This window comes from Verrucosispora sp. CNZ293 (genome assembly GCF_002754655.1).
Window position 1 is genome coordinate 2,978,833 of sequence record NZ_PEFR01000001.1, and the last position, 17,834, is coordinate 2,996,666.

13 protein-coding genes are annotated in these 17,834 nt (G+C 68.8%); 10 read left to right on the top strand and 3 right to left on the bottom strand.

Annotated elements, in window-relative coordinates:
* Positions 1-58: 58 nt before the first annotated feature.
* The gene (locus tag CLT74_RS13445) at positions 59-2,566 is read right to left on the bottom strand and encodes an alpha/beta hydrolase-fold protein (protein ID WP_099846837.1); all 2,508 of its coding nucleotides are present in this window, start codon (positions 2,564-2,566) and stop codon (positions 59-61) included.
* A 552-nt stretch (positions 2,567-3,118) separates the two neighbouring features.
* Here CLT74_RS13445 and CLT74_RS13450 point away from each other — a divergent pair.
* The 5 genes from CLT74_RS13450 to CLT74_RS13470 all read left to right on the top strand — a co-directional run bounded on the left by CLT74_RS13450 (position 3,119) and on the right by CLT74_RS13470 (position 9,155).
* Positions 3,119-3,658 (top strand): nitroreductase/quinone reductase family protein, encoded by a 540-nt coding sequence (locus CLT74_RS13450; protein WP_486582299.1) that lies wholly within the window; start codon positions 3,119-3,121, stop codon positions 3,656-3,658.
* A gap of 251 nt (positions 3,659-3,909) precedes the next feature.
* Positions 3,910-5,121, top strand: coding sequence for a hypothetical protein (locus CLT74_RS13455; RefSeq protein ID WP_143697157.1), 1,212 nt, complete (start codon positions 3,910-3,912; stop codon positions 5,119-5,121).
* 416 nt (positions 5,122-5,537) lie between these two features.
* A complete protein-coding gene (locus CLT74_RS13460; protein WP_099846840.1) occupies positions 5,538-6,281 on the top strand; it encodes an MBL fold metallo-hydrolase in 744 nt (247 codons plus the stop codon).
* A 382-nt stretch (positions 6,282-6,663) separates the two neighbouring features.
* The gene (locus tag CLT74_RS13465) at positions 6,664-7,983 is read left to right on the top strand and encodes a hypothetical protein (protein WP_099846841.1); all 1,320 of its coding nucleotides are present in this window, start codon (positions 6,664-6,666) and stop codon (positions 7,981-7,983) included.
* 551 nt (positions 7,984-8,534) lie between these two features.
* The gene (locus CLT74_RS13470; protein WP_199172184.1) at positions 8,535-9,155 is read left to right on the top strand and encodes a hypothetical protein; all 621 of its coding nucleotides are present in this window, start codon (positions 8,535-8,537) and stop codon (positions 9,153-9,155) included.
* A 207-nt stretch (positions 9,156-9,362) separates the two neighbouring features.
* Here CLT74_RS13470 and CLT74_RS13480 read toward each other — a convergent pair whose 3' ends face one another.
* Positions 9,363-9,770, bottom strand: a complete 408-nt coding sequence (locus CLT74_RS13480; RefSeq protein ID WP_099846842.1) for a MerR family transcriptional regulator — start codon at positions 9,768-9,770, stop codon at positions 9,363-9,365.
* Between the two features lie 15 nt (positions 9,771-9,785).
* Complete coding sequence (locus tag CLT74_RS13485) at positions 9,786-10,805, bottom strand: MDR family NADP-dependent oxidoreductase (protein WP_099846844.1); 1,020 nt, start codon at positions 10,803-10,805, stop codon at positions 9,786-9,788.
* 247 nt (positions 10,806-11,052) lie between these two features.
* Here CLT74_RS13485 and CLT74_RS13490 point away from each other — a divergent pair, with 247 nt between their 5' ends.
* The 5 genes from CLT74_RS13490 (at position 11,053) to CLT74_RS13510 (ending at position 17,789) form a co-directional block, all read left to right on the top strand.
* On the top strand, positions 11,053-12,351 hold the full coding sequence (locus CLT74_RS13490; protein WP_099846846.1) for a sensor domain-containing protein: 1,299 nt from the start codon (positions 11,053-11,055) through the stop codon (positions 12,349-12,351).
* Positions 12,339-12,998: a response regulator transcription factor gene (locus CLT74_RS13495; protein WP_099846847.1), complete on the top strand. Its 660-nt coding sequence runs from the start codon at positions 12,339-12,341 to the stop codon at positions 12,996-12,998. The genes CLT74_RS13490 and CLT74_RS13495 overlap by 13 nt, the downstream gene beginning before the upstream one ends.
* Before the next feature lie 133 nt (positions 12,999-13,131).
* Entirely contained in the window at positions 13,132-13,905 is a 774-nt protein-coding gene (locus CLT74_RS13500) for an ABC transporter ATP-binding protein (protein WP_099846849.1), read from the top strand.
* Positions 13,906-13,908: 3 nt separating this feature from the next.
* Positions 13,909-16,446, top strand: coding sequence for an FtsX-like permease family protein (locus CLT74_RS13505; protein WP_099846851.1), 2,538 nt, complete (start codon positions 13,909-13,911; stop codon positions 16,444-16,446).
* Positions 16,447-16,541: 95 nt separating this feature from the next.
* Positions 16,542-17,789, top strand: a complete 1,248-nt coding sequence (locus CLT74_RS13510) for a serine hydrolase domain-containing protein (RefSeq protein ID WP_099846853.1) — start codon at positions 16,542-16,544, stop codon at positions 17,787-17,789.
* The last annotated feature ends 45 nt before the right edge of the window (positions 17,790-17,834 follow it).

The window sequence follows — 17,834 nt, forward strand, 5'->3', positions numbered from 1 at the left end:
CCCCAGGACGCAGCGGCCGGCCCGCCCGATGCGGGCGCGCCGGCCGCGTGACGCGAGGTCAGTTGACGGTCAGGGCGATGGCGTGAACGGCGCCGCGGACCGGGTCGATCTGCAACTCGTAGGCACCCGGGGCGAGCCCGGTGGTGTCCCAGTGGAAGACGTACTGATTTCTTGCGGCGCTGTAGCGTGCGGTGTTGTCCGCCCGCTTCTGGACAGGTGTGGCCGGAACGCGGTTGCCGGCCACACCGTCGGTCTTCTTCACGAGGTAGAGGCGCGGCCGCGCCTCGGTGACCGCCTCGCCGTCTGCGTCGGTCAGGGTGAACTTGACCGGCACGGGGTGTCCGGCTTTGACGAGGTCGGAGCCGTCGCCGGCCAGCGGTGGCCGCACCCCGCCGAACCGGTACTCGGGCGCGAAGATCCGCGGCACGAAGTCGATCAGATTCGCCATCCAGATGTCGAAGCCATGCGGTCCGACCCAGGTGCCGGCGTACTCGTAGTCGATGCCCTGGGAGGTCAGCCACTGCATCGTGTTCTGGGTGAACGTGTACGTGAAGTCGACGTCACCGGAGTACAGCCGTGCCAGCTTGGTGCCTTCGTTGACCGCCTCGGCGTCGACGCCGCTGGGGTAGGAGAACAGGAACCCCGAGAAGACACCGACGTACGCGAACTCGCCCGGGTGGCCGAGCCAGGTGCCGAGGGTGTTCATGCCTCCCCACGACAGGCCGGCGAGCGCCTGCTCATCCGGATCAGTCGAGATGTTGTACTTCTCCGCCGCGGTTGGCATCACGTGCTGGCTGAGGTCGGTCCAGAAGTCGACGCCGTTCTGGTCGGGCATGACCACGACCATCGGCACCATTGTCCCGTTGAGGTAGCTGTTGTCGAGAATCTGCTTGGCCCGCCCGGTTTCGAGCCAGCTGCCGTAGTTCTGGCCCCCGCCGTGGTACAGGTACAGCACGGGGTAGGCAGCTTCGCGGTCGGCATCGTAGCCTGGCGGCGTCCAGACGTACGCGTAGCGCTCTGCGCCCTGGCCTCCGTCGTAGGTCATCAGCGAGACCGTGCCGCCCCTGCCCTCGGGGACATCGGCCAGCATCGCATCGGACTTACCCGGCACGAAAAGCTGCGACTCCATCACGTGGGTGTTGACGGTGTCGGCCGGGTCCTTCATGTCGACGCCGTCGACCACGTACCGGTAGTAGTGGTAGCCGTCGAGCGGTCCGATCGTCATTCGCCAGCGGCCGTCGGGCTGCTTGTTCATCGGGATCCGGAACCATTGGCCATTCGGAGCCCAGTTGCCCCAGATCGTGACGTCCTTGGCGCCAGCCCACTGAGTGCCGGTCTCGAACGTGACGATGCCGTGCGGGTCGATGTGCGGGGTCGTGATCGACCCGGCCGCTGGGGGCTCGTACGGCCGGGTCAGCGCGCGGTGTCCCTTGCTGGCGCCATGGCGGACGCCCTTCTGTCCGAAGAGCCGAGCGGCGAAGTCTCGCAGGTTCTCCCGCCACGCGTCCCAGGTGGCGCCGTCGTCGGGATTGACGCCGTCGAACTCGAACTTCACTCCGGGCTTCTTCAGGTTTACCAGCAGGTCGTAGTTGTCGTTGTAGGACGGATCGAGCGTGTTGCCGACGTACACCCGGAGCAGTTTGGTGCCCTTGTTGATCGCCTTGGCCTCCGCCCTGGTGATCGGGCCGTCGACAGAGCCGGAGAAGGAGCCGACGTAGGCGAATGAGCCGGGATCGCTGCGGAGGATGCTGATCGCCTGCTCGGCACCCGTGTCGACACCGGCCAGCGCCTGGCTCTTGGGCCGGGACGAGATGTTGTAGCCGGCCCGTGCTGCGGGGACGATGGCGTTGAGCAACTCGGCGCGGGGGTCGGCGGAATTGGCGTCAGCCATTACGACCACCATCGGCTTGGCGTCCCCGCCTGCAACCAGGTTGTCGAGGATCTGCTTCGCCCGGCCGAGTTCCAGCCACTCACGAGCGGTCTGACCCTCGCTGCTCAGCAGGTACAGGACCGGGTACGCCTCGGCCCGGGCGGAGTCGTAGCCGGGCGGCGTCCACACCAAGGCGGTGCGGTCCTCCGCCGCCGCTGCGCTCGGGTAGGACAGTTCCTCCACCGTCCCGCCCGCAGCGATGTCGTCCATCCACGCGACCGACTCACCCGGCACGAAGAAGGTGTTCCAGTTCGGCTTCGACGTCACCGCCACCGGGCTGCCAGGCTGGCGGAAGGACACCTTCGACCTGTCCTGCATGGTCGCCGTGTACTGGTAGTAGTACAGCCCGGGCTCGAGCGGACCGACGTTCGCGGTGTAGTCCGAGCCGCTCGGGTCGAGCGCGAGCGCCGACCAGGTGCCGCTCGGGCCGATGTTCGCCTCCAGCTCGAGCGTTGCCGGCGTTCCGCCGACGATGCTGCTGACCTGCGACTGCGGCACCTTGAAGTAGTGATAGACGTCGTCGTTCGAATGCCACGTGTCGGTCGCGGCAGCCGCCGGGGCGGTCGCGATGACTGACACCACCAAAGCCGCGGCTGCGACAAGGCTGGTCACTCGGGGGCCACTGCTGTGTGCCATCGCGTTGCTGCTCCTCTCAGAGCGTCAAGGCCTCCCGCGTCGAAGGCACGCGCCTCACCATCGAGATCGGCCACCGAAACCTTCCCGACAGCCGCGACAGTCCATTCACACCAGCGCACTACTTTTCCTACACCGGTGTAGAGCGCATGGCAAGAGACAGTTATCGATGGCCGGCGATACTGTGATCGAACCAGTGACCTCTTCGGTGTGAAGCGGGACGCTGCGCCGACTCTGACCTGCAAGAACGAGAACCCGCAGGTCGTGGTGGGTGCAGTTGAATGCCATTCGATGCCGTTGGGCGCGGTTCAGGGCCGTTCAGCGCACCCGCCTGCTCCCACGCTGCTCCCCGGTCTCCGGTAGTCGGCTGGCGTCTTGGCGCGTCGCTTCGGCGCGTCTCCGAAGCAACAGCGCCGAGACTGACGGGCACTCAGCGTGACCGGTGTGCTGAGACAGCGCGCACGGTCGGCGGCATGAGCGGACGTTGACCGCTGCTTGATCGGGTGGGCAGACCGGCTGTCAGCAGACCGTTCGGCGCTACCGGCCTGCCGCTGGTTGCCGTTCGGGCGTGACAGCGGCCAATACGATGCAGGAGTGACCGAGTCCTCGCGCCCTGCAAAGAAGCCGTGGCTACCGCCCCGTTGGTTCATTCGGCTGTTCTGGTCGGCTCATCGGGGCGTGTTCCGGCGTTCCGGCGGCCGGGTCGGACTGTCGCGTCCGCGCGGCAACCGGTACGGAATGCTGCGCCTGACCACCGTCGGATGTCGCACCGGCCAGCAGCGCAGCGTGATCCTCGGGTACTTCGAGGACGGCGCGAATCTGGTCTCGCTGGCCATGAACGGCTGGGGAAATCCCGAGCCGGCCTGGTGGCTCAATCTGCAGGCGCACCCGGACGCGACCGTCGACCTGATCGACGGGCCGCGGCCGGTGCGTGGGCGTGCTGCGACAGGCGACGAACGGTCAAGGCTGTGGGCCCGCTGGCGTGAGATCGACAAGAACCTCGATGGCTACGCAGCGCGGCGGTCATCCGAAACCGCAGTGGTCGTCCTGGTACCCCGGCCCGGCACGCCTGAGGCATCGCGGAGCACCTCCTGATCGAACGATTGTTGGATGGGCTGATCGATCACGGGTTCCGTCGCAGCGCGATGGGTCGGGGGTTCAGCGATCGTCTGGGGCGTTGACCCCGAGGTTGCCGGTGGCCGCCGGGCTGGTCTTCCCTGACGAGCGGTAGCTGCAAGGTAAGCCGCTGATGGCGTGGCATGTCGCCCTGGTGACTGCATCAACCCGGTGTGGTAGCCCATCGTGTTCCCGGCGGCCCTTGTGAGGGCTGACGGAGGAGGGACACCGTGACGGTACAGGTCGGATCGCTCGTCTACCGGGCAAGGAACCTGCCCCAGCATGCCGCTGCGGTGGGGGCTGTGTCAGCCGGGATACCGGCCATGCTGTTCGGCAGCTCGACGAAGCTGTGGAAGTTCGTCGACGCCGATGCGGTGGTCAAGGCGCTGGCAGTGCTGCAGCAAGCGAACTGGGCCGGAGGATCGGCTGCGGCGCCGAGCGCAGTCGCGCTGAGCTACGTTGCCCCGTCCGGCGCGGAAAAGGCCGGCACCGTGCGCATCGGCCGGGGCCAGGCGGTCATCGAATACTCCACCCTGCTCGACCTACAGCAGACCGAGGTGTATCAGGCGCTGGTCCAGGGCGCGGCGTGGCTGGGCAGCCCCGGGTTCGCCGCGCTGGCCGCAGATACCGTGGCCGAACGTTGGCGGTTCTCCAATTGGAGCGAGGTGGACACCGCGTTGAAGGGCTGGGTTCCGGGCACTCCCTACCCCCAGCAGTTGATGGCCTACCGTGTGGTCCGGCGTCCGGAGAGCGTGCTGACCTGGTATGACCCGGTCAACATGACGTTCGGCCGGTCCCAGTTCCGCAACTTCTTCGGTGCCTGCGGCCCCACCGCCAAATACCTCATCGGCCGTATCCAGGACCTGGGTGGCCAAGTGGAGCTGGTGGCCGAGGAGAGCAGGCTATGTGGCACCAACGGTGCTGCCGCGCTGGCCCAACTGGTCCAAGCCGACTATCCGGGCCCAGTACTGATCAACGTGGTGAACGACGCCATTCACGAGTTCGTCCTAGAGCGGGCCACCGATGGTGCGACTGCCCTATTCCAGGGATATATCGGCGCGTACGACGCGTTGTGGTGGGCCGAGCTCAACCAGGCCGAGGTCACGCTCAGTGGCAACGAGCTAAGCACAATGCAGAACCTGCGCACCACCTACGGCGGTGGCCGGGCGGTTCCGTTGCCCACCCTGCTGGCCAACCTGGGCACCTTCATGGAGGTCGACCAGCTGCGCAACGCTGGCATCGCCTGGCGAGCGCTGCCGTTCCTGCCGCAACAGAACCTCAACGACAACGGTCTGCCTTGCTTCGACGTCAAGGTGTGGCAGGTCACCCAGCCGCAGGCAGTGCTGAACGCGTTGCGAACACGCCAGATCATCAACCAGCAGTTCACCTCATGGCTGAGTCTGGCAGTGCTCAAGGAGGCCGAGAACGTCGCCCCGCAGTAGCGGGACCGGCAGCGGGCGAGGCCATCGCCCTCGCCCGCCGCAGCGCCCGTTGCCAGACTGGCCAGACGATCAGCCGATCCAGCCGATCCAGCCGATCCAAGGCTCAAGTGTCCAAGATCAGGGGGCAGCTTGCTTTCCCGAACCTGTGTACCGCACAGGCGGCATGACCGGATGTCAAGGTCGGTCGAGGACCGCGGTTCAGTCAGGCCCGCACGTGCGCCGGGCATCGACGCTCCGACCGTCGGACAGCCTCTTCACGCAACCGTCGCGAGTAGCTGAAGCAATCCAGGACGGACGCCGCGCGGACACCCGCCAGCACTCCGCGCGGTTAGCGGCTAGCTAGTTGAGGATATTCAGGCAGCGATACGCGCCAGTCGATTGGAACAGTTGGCGAACCGGTCGATAGGGTCTTTCGGGTGCGGCTAAGGGTTCTCGGCGGGTGCGGTGCGTGGCCGGAGGCGGGTCAGGCATGCAGTGGCTACCTCGTGGAGCACGACGGGTTCCGGCTGCTCGTCGATCTCGGCTATGCGACCGTGCCGCGGCTGCTGGAACACATCACCGCGGACCAGGTCGACGCGGTGTTCATCAGCCACGGACATCCCGATCATTGCGCCGACCTGAATCCGCTGCTGCGGGCGCGAGCGCTGCGTGATGATCCGCCGGCGCCGCTACCGGTGTACGCGCCGCCCGGCGCGCTGGATGCGGTGTTAGCGCTGGACCGCCCCGGGATGCTGGATGCCGCCTACGTTCTGCGTGAGATCACCGTCGGCAGCCGCCTCGACATCGGCCCATTCCGGGCCCAGACCCGATTACTGCCGCACTGGGTGCCAAATGCCGGCGTACGGCTGGCTGCGGGTGACCGGGTTCTCGCGTACACCGGTGACACCGGCCCGAGCCCCGACGTGGTGGAGCTGGCGCGCGACGCCGACCTGCTGCTGGCCGAGGCCACCTACGTCGATGAGGTGCCGGAGGACTCCCGGCGCTACCTGTCGAGTGCGCGCCAGGTAGGTCGGCAGGCCGCCGAAGCCGGGGCCAGACACCTACTACTGACCCACCTGTGGCCAGGCACGGATCCGGCGGCTGCGCGAACCGCAGCCAGTGACAGGTACGACGGTGAGATCGGCGTCGCCACTGCTGACCTGGTCCGGGACCTGACCTAGACCTCGGCGTTCTCTCAGTTCTAGAAGCGTCCACGCCGGACAGACCTTCACTCCGGCATAGTTCGCAAACGCACTCTCGTCGGCACGATCGGACGCAGGGCATCCACGATCTTCGCCACGCTGGGTAGCGCCCGATCCTCGGCCAGACTCAGTGCACTCGCGGGCAGCAAACCTGGACTTGCCCTGACGTGGAGTGACTGACCTGCGGCCCAGCCAAGGCTCGACCAACAGCGTAGCGCCGATTTTCGCGTGACGAGAGCACCTAGCTCCGTTCTCGCGAGCGTGGTCATTGGGCACCTACGTTGGGAGTTGTGCTGCGTACCCTGCTCATCGCAACAAATTCGGTGGAGCGGAGCAGTCCGCCGCTCTCATTCTGTTCGTGATGGGCTGTGAAGACGACGACTGCGCGCACGAGTGGCACTACGCGCCGTACCGCACCGGGCTGGGCGCGTTGCAGCGCGGCCAGGGTGCTGCGGCGGCCTGGCTGCAGGATCAGCCGGGTCACGGACACCTGGTCTACACCTGCACCGGTCGCGACACCCGGTGGGACTGGCAGGTCGACGATCGCTACACATATCTGGCCCGGCTGTTGCACGATTTGCGCCTCGACACGGCCCCACTGGTCACGCAGCTTCGCGCCTGCGGTCCGTACCGTGCCTGGCCTCAAGCGGACCCGACCGATGATGACAACCAGTTCAACCTTGCCGTCGGCATCTTGGAGGCGCTCGCCCGCAGAGGGAACAAGCAGGCAACCGAGACGCTGCGCGGATATGTTCGCGATGGCATCCGCTGGATCGATGCCCTGTCCACGCTGGCCTCCAGCTGGCCGGCGGAGTGGTGGGACGACCTATGGGAGACCGCGGCCAGGCGTATCAGGTCCGAAGATGCGGCCGAGGTGCTGCCAACCTCTGAGCCGTGGCTGCGTTGGCGGGGTCGGGATCCGAGGATCGACACTGTGCTGAACACCGCTCAGCGCAGCCGACAGGATGCGCGAGATCGCCCGGTCGATCTTTCGGCCACCAGTGATGCCGAACTGGTTGCGCTCCTGCGAGCGGCGGACACCGGCCGTGCCGTGAAGGTATCCGCACTGCACCAGATCCGTCGCAATGCACGGCCTGTACCGGAGTTGCTCGACGCGGTCGAGCAGTTGGCGGCCGAACGGCAAGCTGGCCTGTTCGGTGCGCTCCGGGTCCTCGGCCCGCAGGTCCTCTCGGCTGCACGAGGCTGGGCTGTCGACACCGAGCACCCGCTGTTTGACGCTGCCGCGCATCTCCTCGCGGAGCACGGCGAGGAGCAGGACATCCCGGCGATCCGCGCCGCACTCGACCGGCTCACCGACGAGTGGTGCGGCCACGACCGGCTCACCGAGGGCCTGGCCAGGATCCTCGCCAGCTCTCCATCAGCCTCCCACGCCGACGTGCGGGCAGCCCTGATCCGCCAGTTGCGCTGGTTGACCCGGGCATCGCCACACAGTTACGAGCGAGGCAGCTACCTGCGCAGCCTGCTGCTCCTCGATCCCGACAAGACGACAGCCGCGCTGCCGTCCTACCTCCTCGACTGCGAGACGGATGTCCGGCTGTTGGCCGTTCAACACGCCCCGCTTGCCGACCAGACACGACGCTGGCTGCTCACGCTACGCGACGACCCTATTGAAGAGGCATCCGTGCGTCGGGCCGCAAACGTACGCCTCAACTCGGGGTGAAGGCGCAAGATCACCATGAATCGCTCCACGAGGGCGGCCTCTACGGTGAGTGCCGGAGCGACCATCCGCTCATCGGCTATGAGCGAGTGTGAATCCCGGGGCGATGACCTGCACCTTCGAAGGTCGACGCCTTCGGGTCCGCCGAAGAGGTCACCGGGCAGGAAGCCCTGCTCAGAGGTTGGCGGTGAGATTCGAGTCTCAGCTCCCGGAATCCAGACCGCCGCCAGCACCACGGCACCCAAAGCCGTGCATCGATGGAGCACCGCCCTCGTGAATGGCGTCAGTGGGGCCGGGACGACAGCCGGCGTGTCGTCCTGACGGGGAGCAGGCAACGCTGACCACTTCGGTGTTCTCTGGGAGGTCACACCGGGCCGCTGGCCCCGCATCGCCGCAGGTCAGAGCCCTCGGGGCTGTCCAGGGTCGGTGAGCACCTCGGGCGCGGTGACCACTTCGCCAACCTGCACCCGATCTGCTCCCACCTGCAAGGCCAGCCGATCCAGCAGCTCCTTACCGCCGTAACCTGCGCATATTCCCCTACCAGGAAACATGGAGTGCCATCGATTGCGATCCAAAAACGTGGAGCACTCCGTGTAATCAGCGACCAGATCAATGATCTAGCGACCTTTCACTTCGGCTATCGTCGTCAGGTGCCCGCTGCCCGCACCGCCGTGACCGCCCTCGTCGCCCTCACGGTCGTCGACGTCATTCACACCATCGTCGCTCTTGCAGCGTACGAGCACGGGATCGGCGTAGTGACCCACGACGGGTCCGGCTCGGTTGAGCTGCTCAACACCATCGTGCCGCTTGGCAAGCTGTCCTCGGCGATGTTCTGGCTGCTGCTGCTCACGCTGCTTGCCGCCTGGGCCGGCGTCGCCAACTGGATCATCCGGACCCGGCGCACCGGACCACCGATCGCGCCCACAGCGCCTGTGGCGCGGTGGCGGCTGAGCGCCATCGTTGCCGTACCCCTCAACCTGATTGCAGCCGTGCAATACCTGTACGCCACCACGAACGGGGGCGAGTACATGCGTACCATCCTGGCCGAGACCACCCTGCTGCTGGTCGCCGCATCCGTGGCACTCGTGATCACTACGACCGCCGGTATCCAGGTCGTCCGGCGCACCGCAGAAAGCAAGCAGCACACCGCCGGTGCCGAAGCCACAACCGGGTAGTCGTCCCAGTCGTCCGAGCGGGACCGGTGCTACCGGCACGTTGTACATCTCATTGACAGTTCCTGCCCCGGGCGGGGCTGTCGCGGGTCTGTGGATCTGACGGTGTTTCCGGCCTGACCCGCCGGGCGTTGTGCCTGGTGAGGAGGGTGCCGTGATGCCCGCGACGCTGAATGAACAGACCGGACGTAGGAAGCGCAGGGAGGCGGGTCAATGGGTGTCTCCCGTCGCGGGCGCTTTCTCGGCCAACTGAGCGTGGCAGACGGACAGCAGTTGCCGCAGTCGGGTCAGCCGGGTGATTTGCTCGTCGATGACCTCCAACCGGCGGCGGAACATTTCACTCGCCTGTGGCAGCCGGATGCGGTCGGGCACGGTGTGTTCGGGCAGAGTGTCGCCGTCGAGCAGATGAAGGTGGGCGCTGAGCGTGGCGATGTCGTCAACGGTCAGGCCGAGCGACAGCAACTCACGGATGATCTTCACTCGGGCCACGTCGGTATTGCTGTAGGTCCGTTGCCCGGTGCGGGTGCGTATCGGTGGCGGCAGCAGTCCTCGCTGTTCGTAGAAGCGTAAGGCCCGCGGTGTGGTTCCCGCTGCCGCCGCGGCGTCACCGATACGCATCGTGCCTCCCGACTGTCAGAGCTCTACGAGGACGGCGCCGACATGCCGTCCCTCGACGATCTCCTGGAACGCCTGGGCGGCCCGGTCGATTCCATGGATGCGGGTATGCGGAAACCGGATGCTGCCGGTGTGTAGCCAGGCGCCGAACCGCTGCGTCCATTCGGCGAGCGCGTCGGGGTGGTCGGCGGCGTTGAACCCGCGCATGCTGATTCGCTTGAGCACGATGGGCACGAGGTCCAGTTCCAGCGTCGCGGTCGTGCCGGCGCCCTTGGCGGCGAGTTGCGCCGACAGCGCGCCGATCAGAACGATGCGGGCGTGGGGCCGGGCGGCTTGCACCGCCGCCTGAAGTTGTTCGCCGCCGACGGTGTCGAGCGCCACGTCGATGCCGTCCGGAGCGGCGTTGGCGAGCTGCGTGGCGATCGGTTCCGCTCCGCGTACGACGACCGCGTCGTAGCCGAGTTCGGTGGTCAGGACGCGGGCCTTCGCCGGTGAGCCGGTGGTACCGATGACTCTGGCCGCGCCGAGACGACGGGCGATCTGGCCGGCGAGGGAACCGACGGCGCCAGCGGCGCCGGTGATGAGGACCGTGTCGCCGGTACGAACGGCGGCGGTGCGGGTCAGCGCCGCGTACGCGGTCCAGCCCTGCGACAGGTGAGCCAGCGGATCCGGTAGCGAGTCTCCGAGCCGACGGCACCGGTCGACCGGGACGACCGCGTACTCGCGCCAGCCGAGGTCGTGCCCGACCAACTCGCCCGGACGCAGGCCGCTGGAGTCAGGGGCGGCGACGACCTCGCCGATCGCGGCGCCGGGCAACGGATCGCCGGGTCGCGGACCGGGCAGTCCCGCCGCGGCCGCGCCGATGAGGGTCCGGAGCAGGGCCGCGGAGACCAGGAAGGCACGGTTGCGGACCAGGACCTCGCCGGACGCGCGGGGTGGCATCGGAACCTCAACGATGGTGAAGTCTTCCGGGCGCGGCAGGCCGTCCGGAGTGGTGTGCAACTGAACCTGACGATGGACGGAAGGCAGTGGAGGCACGTAACGCTCCTTGCTCGGTCGGTGGAGCGCGACCGTAAACCCTGACCCATGCGTCAGCTGCAAGATTCAACGTGGATGCTGGGCAGTCCTAGCGCGCGGGCCTCTGGCTGGGGTTCGTGCCGTTCGACGAGTTTGTCGGACGAGATTTCCGGCATCCCACCGGACTGGTACAGCAGGCTGTACTTTCTGGGCCGCGGCACGTCGGAGCCGGCCTTGCGTCGCTATCGTCTCTGCCGGGAGGTACGGGATGCCGCGCAGGGACGCCGCTGGCGCTTCGGCCGCTGCCGAGCAACTGGGCCCGCAGCTTTGGCGGGCGGCGCGGCGATACCTGCGTCGCCACCTACGGATGTCCGTCGACGCCATCGAACACCTCGTCGGTGGTCTCGGCACGTCGATCCTGGCGCTGGCGGCCGTACTGCTCCTGGTCCTGGTGGCGCTCGCCAGCGTGGTCGGCATCGGCCTGGCGATGGTCCCGTCGGCGGCGAAGGCGGTCCGGCTCGCCGCCAACCGGGAGCGGGCCCGACTGTCGCGATGGGACCGCGACCTGCCGCTGCCGCCGACGGTCCCCACCAGCCTGCGCGACGTCCTGCGCGACCCATGGTCTCGGCGCGAGGGCGCGTTTGTCGGCATCCACGGCACCGTCGGGTTCGGGCTGGGTGTGCTCGGGCTGTCGCTGCCGATCTCCGCCGTGCAGAACCTGCTGTTTCCGCTCTACTACTGGATGCTGCCGCCGGACGCGGGCGGCCCGGGGTTCATCGACTGGCGGATCGACGGTTTCCCCGACGCGCTGGTGGTGGGGCTGATCGGGGTCGGCTGGCTTGCCGCGACCGTGGCGCTCAACCCACCGTTGGCCCGGTGGCAGGCGCTGCCGGGGCGACGGTTGCTGGCACCGCCGCGCGACGTCGACATGTCGCTGCGGATCGCCGAGTTGACCGCGACCCGGGCGGCCGCGCTTGACGCGCATGCCGTCGAGCTGCGGCGCATCGAGCGGTCCCTGCACGACGGGGCGCAGAACCGGCTGGTCGCGGTCACCGTACTGCTGGGTGCCGCGCGGCGGGCGATGGCCCGGGATCCGGCGCGGGCGGTGGAGATCCTGGACCGCGCGCACGACTCGGCCGAACTGGCCCTGGCGGAACTGCGTACCGTCGTACGCGGGATTCTGCCCCCGGTGCTCGACGACCGTGGGCTCGCCGCCGCGCTCGACGGTCTGGCCGCGGGCTGCGGGGTGCCGTGCACGGTGGAGGTCGATGTTCCGGGCCGGTGCGCCGCGTCGGTCGAGGCGACGGCGTATTTCGTGGTCGCGGAGGCGCTGACGAATGTCGCCCGGCACAGCGGTGCCGCCACGGCGGCGGTCACCGTCCGGCGCAGCGCCGACCGGCTGCACGTCTGCGTGGTCGACGACGGCCACGGCGGCGCCGACGAGGGCCACGGCTCGGGCATCGGCGGCATCCGGCGGCGGGTGCAGGGCCACGACGGCCGGTTCACTCTGACCAGCCCACCAGGTGGGCCGACGACACTACTCGTGGAGCTGCCGTGCGGATCGTGATCGCCGAGGACGACGCCCTGCTGCGGGAAGGTCTGTCGCTGCTGCTGCGGGCCGAATCGCTGGACGTGGTCGCCACCACCGACTCACCGACGACCTTCCTGGCCGCCGTTGACGAGTTCCGGCCGGACGTCGCGATCGTCGACGTTCGGATGCCGCCCACCCACACCGACGAGGGCATCGTGGCCGCCGTCGAGGCCCGGCGTCGCCGACCCGACCTCGCGGTGCTGGTCCTGTCGGCGTACGTCGAGCAGACGTTCGCCACCGACCTGCTCGCCGGCGGCGCGGTCCGGCTCGGCTACCTGCTGAAGGAGCGGGTCGGCCGGGTCGAGGAGTTCCTCACCGCGCTGCACCGGGTCGCCGACGGCGGGACGGCGATCGACCCGGAGGTGGTCGGCCAACTGTTCGCCCGCAGCCGTCCCGACAGCACCCTGGGCCGGCTCAGCGCCCGGGAACGCGACGTGCTCGCCCTGATGGCCGAAGGGCTCGGCAACGGGGCGATCGCGCAGCGGCTGTTCGTCACCGAAGGGGCCGTGCACAAGCACATCCGCAGCATCTTCGCCAAGCTCGGTCTCGCCCCGGACGACCGCGCCGACCGGCGGGTGACGGCGGTGCTGCGCTACCTCGAGGACGCCCAGCGCCGCAGTTGATGATGCCAGCGCCGCGCGATTGGTACAGCCTGCTGTACCCCGGTTGGCCAGTACGCTAGATCGTCCGACAACCCGTCTGACCATAGCGTTCTCCATGTCATCGTCCTCTGACGACATGGAGAGGTTGGTCCAGATGTCCATCCACGTTGGACAGTCCGCCGACCCGGCGGTCCGCGTGATACAGCTCGCCCGTACGTATGGTTCCGGACCGCAGGCCGTCACCGCGCTCGCCGGCGTCGACGCGGAGTTCCACCGCGGCACGTTCACGGCGGTGATGGGGCCGTCCGGTTCCGGCAAGAGCACCCTGCTGCAGACCGCGGCCGGCCTGGACCGACCCTCCTCCGGGCAGGTGTGGATCGGCGGCCAGAATCTGTCGCGGCTGTCGGAGACGAAGCTGACCAAGCTGCGGCGCAGCCGGATCGGCTTCGTCTTCCAGGCCTTCAACCTGATCGGCGCGCTGACCGTCGAGGAAAACATCCACCTGCCGCTGCGGCTGTCCGGGGCACGCCCGGACGCCGCCTGGCTGCGCCAGGTGGTGGACCGGGTCGGGCTCGGCGACCGGTTGCACCACCGCCCGGCCGAGTTGTCCGGCGGGCAGCAGCAGCGGGTGGCGATCGCCCGGGCGCTGGCGATGCGCCCCGAGGTGATCTTCTGTGACGAGCCGACCGGCGCGCTGGACACCCACACCGCCGCCGACGTGCTGGCCCTGCTGCGGTCGGTGGTGGACGACGCGCAGCAGACGGTGATCATGGTGACCCACGATCCGGTGGCGGCCTCGTACGCCGACCGGGTAATGGTCCTGGCCGACGGTCGGATCGTGCGGGACATGCCCCAGCCGGGTGCGGAGCAGATCGCCGAGCAGTTGGCGTGGCTCGGCCGCCGCCAGCTCGTCACCCAGGAGAGCTGAGCCATGCTGATGCTCGCCCTCCGGATGCTGCGCCACCGCATCGGCAGCGCTGTCGCCACCCTCATCGCGCTCACCTGCGGCGTCATGATCCTCATGTCGATGGGCGTGATGGTCGAGTCCGGGATGCGTTTCACCCCCGCACCGCAGCGGTACGGCGCCGCCGACATCCTGGTCGCGGATCGCGACATGACCATCGAGACCAACGAGTTCGGTGAGACGGCCACGGTCACCGTGGACCTGCCCACCGGCGGAAGCGTGCCGGTCACCCTCGCCGAACGCATCGGGCAGCTGCCCGGCGTGGCGGTCGCCGCCGCCGACCGCTCGATCCAGGCGGTCGTGCCGATCCAGGACGCCGCGCAGGGGGCGGTCGCGCACGGTTGGAGCAGCGCCGCGCTCACCCCGTACCGGATCGTCGACGGCAACCAGCCGGACACCACCGACGAGGTCGCCATCGACGGCCGGCTCGCCTCGGCGGCCGGCGCCCAACTGCGGCCCGGCGACCAGATCGCGGTTCTCGCCGCCGGCTCGGTGCGCGAGTACCGGATCAGCGGCATCGTGGACCGTACCGCCCCCGGCGACGGGCCCTCCGCGCTCTTCTTCACCGACGAGCACGCCGCGGCGCTCAGTGGCAGCCCGGACCGGGCCGGACTGATCGGGATCGTCCTGGCCCGTGGCGCGGACCTCGCCGCCGTGACCGCCGAGGTCGGCCGGCTGGCCGCCGAATCCGGCGCGACGGTCTACACCGGCGACGAACGCGCGGGAGTCGAACAGTCCGAGGCGCTCGCGGCGGCCGACATGCTGGTCCAACTCGGTTCCGTACTCGGCGGCTACGTCGCCGGGCTCGTCATGTTCGTCGTCGCCGGAACGATCGGTCTGGCGGTCCGCCACCGCCGCCGCGACCTCGCCCTGTTGCGCGCCGTCGCGGCGACCCCGGGACAGGTACGGCTGCTGGTCGTCGCCGAGGTCGCGCAGTTGGCAATCGTCGCGGTGGTGCTCGGCGTCCCCGCCGGGCTGTGGGCGACCGACTGGGTGCATCGGCAGCTCATGGACCGAGGCTTCATCCCCCACGGCTTCCCGTTCGACGGCGGGCTGCTCACCGCAGTGGCGGTCAGTGTGGCGACCGTGCTGGTGGCGGTCTCGGCGGGGCTGATCGCGGCCCGTCGCACGGTGCGGATCCGGCCGACCGAGGCGCTCGGTGAGATCGCCGTGGAGCCGGCGCGCAGCAGCCTCGTCCGGCTCTTCGCCGGTCTGATCGCGCTCGGCGGCGGAGTCGCGTTGACCATGTTCACCACCGCCCTTCGTGGTCAGGCCGGACTCGGCGCGGCGCTCGGCATGCTGTTCGTCTTCGTGCTCGCCGCCGCACTGCTCGCGCCGTGGATCAACCGGTACGCCGCACAGGCACTCGGCCCGGTGCTGCGCGCCGTGTGGGGCGACAGTGGCTACCTGGCGGCGGCCAACCTGCGGGCGAACGCGCACGGCATGGCGACCGTGCTGACCGCGTTGGTGCTGTCGGTCGGCTTCGGCGGCTCGATCTGGTTCCTGCAGGACAACCTGGATCGGGAGGCTGTCGCCCAGACCCGCGACGGGATGCTGGCCCAGCACACGCTGGCGTCGGCGGTCGGACTGCCGGCGACCGCCGCAGCGGACGTCCGCGAGATGCCCGGCGTCGTCGCCGCCACCGGGATCCGGCGTACCTCGGTGATCGTGCCGGTGCTGGGGGGCGTCGAACCCGTCGGTGCCCAGGCGATCGACCCCGACGGAGCCGACCGGACCATGGACCTGTCGATCACCGAGGGCAGCCTCACCGACCTGCGTGGCGACACCGTGGCGCTGTCGGCCCTGCAGGCAGCCACGCAAAGGGCGGAGCTCGGCGACCAGGTCGAGATCTGGCTCGGCGACGGCACCCCGGTGACGTTGCGGCTGGTCGCCATCTACGAACGCGGGCTCGCCTACGGGGACGTGACCCTCAGCCGGGAGACGGTCGACGGCCACACCCCGACCAACCTCGACGACGAGGTCCTGATCCGCACCGAACCGGGCGACGCCGAAGCCGTCGCCGGGCTCGCCGCCCTGGTCGAGCGGTACCCGGGCAGCGGCCTGATCGACACCGGGGCCGTCGGCGCCCAACTCGCCACCGACCTGGCGCTCAGCGCCTGGATGAACAAGCTGGTCATCGGCGTCATGGTCGGCTACGCCGCGCTCGCCGCCGCCAACACCATGATCATGGCGGCGCTGGCCCGGGGCCGCGAACTGGCCCTGCTACGCCTGGTCGGCGTCACGACCCGCCAGGTCAAGCGGATGGTGCACGCCGAACAGGTCGGCCTGCTCGGCACGGCACTGCTCATCGGTGGCGCCATCGCCGCCATCACGTTGGTCTCGGTGGTCCGGATGATGACCGGCCAACCGGTCCCCTACGTCCCGCCGCTCGGCTGGATCTCGATCATCGGCGGTACCACGCTGCTCGCGCTGGTCACCACCATCGCACCCATCAGCGCACTCCTGCGGACGCCACCGGTCAGCAGCATCGGCGCCAAGGAGTGACCGTCAGCCAGTCCACCGCAGGCGTCGACGAATCGTCGTCGGCTCCGTGGATCGGCGCACAGGGCGCCCGATCCGAACGCTCACCAGGAGATTCCATGTCACCGCAACACACCGGCGGGTCCGGTTCCGACAGGGGCACCGACACCACTTCGAGCAACGGCACCGTGACGCCGCGCAAGCAGTTCGGTTTCGGCCGCCGCACCGCCGCCGCACTGGCGCTCGTCGCACTGGTCGGGTTCGCCGGCATCGGCGTCCAGTACGCCGACGCCGCGCAGGCCCACCGCCCGACGAAGGACACCATCCAGAGCAGCCTGGACGCGCTGGTCAAGGCCGGCGTCGCGCCCGGGGCGCTGGCCTCGGTACGGGACAGCAAGGGTCGCGTCACCAACTACACCGCCGGGGTCAACGACCCGCGTACCCGGGCGAAGGTACCCACCGACGGCTACGTGCGGATGGCGAGCAACACCAAGATGTACACCTCTGTCGCCGTCCTGCAGCTCGTCGAGGAGGGCAAGGTGCAGCTGGACGAGCCGATCGAGACGTACCTGCCGGGGCTGGTCCGTGGCAAGGGCTTCGACGGACACACCATCACGGTCCGGCACCTGCTGGGAATGACCAGCGGCCTGCCCGAGTATGACCTGCCGGACGTGTCCGTGTGGGGCAACAGGTACTACGAGCCGCGCGACATGCTCGACTCGGCGTTCACCCACGAGGCGCACGCTCCGACCCCCGGCGGCCAGGTGCAGTACCGCAACGCCAACTACATCGTGGCCGGTCTGCTGGTGCAGAAGGTGACCGGTCGCCCGATCAGCGAAGTGATCACCAACAAGATCCTCAAGCCGGCCAAGCTGCACGAGACGTACTGGCCGGGTGTCGGTGACAAGACCATCCGCCAGCCGCACGCCAAGGGTCACCTGCCGGACCCGGAGACGATGAAGTGGGTCGACATCACCCAGGTGGACCCCTCCATCGCCTGGGCGGCCGGCCAGATGATCTCCACGCCGAGTGACCTCAACAAGTTCCTGGTGGCGCTGCAGAACGGGAAGCTGATCAAGCCGGCGACGCTGGCCGAGATGCGCAAGAGCAAGGTCTGGCTCCCCGGTGGCGAGGCATTCCCGGACCTGGTGTGGAACTACGGTCTCGGCAGCACCGGGTACGACCTCTCCTGCGGCGGCCGGGCCTGGGGGCACGGCGGCGACATCGACGGATACTCCAGCCGTACCGCCATCACCGCCGACGGACGTGCCGTGACCATCGTGGTCACCGCCGAATCGAGCCCGGTCCCCGACGGCATCTTCCAGGCCCTGGACGCGTTCGACGCCGCCCTGTGCGCCGGCAGGTAGCCGTCGCCGGTCAACTGACCCGATCCCTTCGCCAGAACCGCCACT